This is a genomic window from Vibrio sp. T9, assembly GCF_003123985.1.
Classification (GTDB): Bacteria; Pseudomonadota; Gammaproteobacteria; order Enterobacterales; family Vibrionaceae; genus Vibrio; species Vibrio diabolicus.
The window spans coordinates 1-1,047 of the sequence record NZ_NIGY01000033.1 but is presented as its reverse complement, the minus strand read 5'-3'; the positions used below and the strand labels follow the sequence as shown (position 1 = coordinate 1,047).

General features: G+C 45.4%; 3 tRNA genes and 2 rRNA genes. All 5 read left to right on the top strand.

Annotated features, from left to right (window positions below):
• Positions 1–272, top strand: a 16S ribosomal RNA gene (locus tag CBX98_RS25220); the annotation flags it as partial.
• A gap of 90 nt (positions 273–362) precedes the next feature.
• A tRNA-Glu gene (locus CBX98_RS25215) sits at positions 363–438 on the top strand.
• A gap of 2 nt (positions 439–440) precedes the next feature.
• Positions 441–516, top strand: a tRNA-Lys gene (locus CBX98_RS25210).
• 28 nt (positions 517–544) lie between these two features.
• Positions 545–620 (top strand) — tRNA-Val (locus tag CBX98_RS25205).
• Between the two features lie 322 nt (positions 621–942).
• A 23S ribosomal RNA gene (locus tag CBX98_RS25195) occupies positions 943–1,047 on the top strand; the annotation flags it as partial.

The window sequence follows — 1,047 nt, the reverse complement described above, 5'->3', positions numbered from 1 at the left end:
AGTGAGCGAATCCCAAAAAGTGCGTCGTAGTCCGGATTGGAGTCTGCAACTCGACTCCATGAAGTCGGAATCGCTAGTAATCGTGGATCAGAATGCCACGGTGAATACGTTCCCGGGCCTTGTACACACCGCCCGTCACACCATGGGAGTGGGCTGCAAAAGAAGTAGGTAGTTTAACCTTCGGGGGGACGCTTACCACTTTGTGGTTCATGACTGGGGTGAAGTCGTAACAAGGTAGCGCTAGGGGAACCTGGCGCTGGATCACCTCCTTATACGATGATTATTGCGATGAGTGTTCACACAGATTGATACGGTTTATGAAGTTTAAGAGATAGAACATCCCCCAAGATGTTCAACTTAGTGTCCCGTTCGTCTAGAGGCCTAGGACACCGCCCTTTCACGGCGGTAACAGGGGTTCGACTCCCCTACGGGATACCATTGGGTCGTTAGCTCAGTTGGTAGAGCAGTTGACTTTTAATCAATTGGTCGCAGGTTCGAATCCTGCACGACCCACCATTTCCTTCCACGGAAATCAAAACAATGTGGGCGATTAGCTCAGTTGGGAGAGCACCTGCCTTACAAGCAGGGGGTCACTGGTTCGAGCCCGGTATCGCCCACCATTCTCTAAGTATTTTTGGAATAAAACGTCCAAACCAGAACAAGCAATTGATACTGGTTGGAATTTTTGACTCTGAAAGTCTTTAGAAAATGTAACTTCCTTGTGAAGAAACATAGCTCTTTAACAATTTGGAAAGCTGACAAAACAACAATTTATTGTTGTTTGTAAAGTTCTCAAAGTATTCATTTATGAATACAACTAATAACACATTCAAGTGTTCTTGGAATTTGAGTCCGGCAAAATCGAATGTCTCTCGCTCATTCAAATAATGAGAGACAACTTTGGTGATTTGATTATCAACTCGAAACTCCTTCGGGTTGTATGGTTAAGTGACTAAGCGTACACGGTGGATGCCTTGGCAGTCAGAGGCGATGAAGGACGTATTAACTTGCGATAAGCCCAGATTAGGTAGTAAAAACCACTTGAGT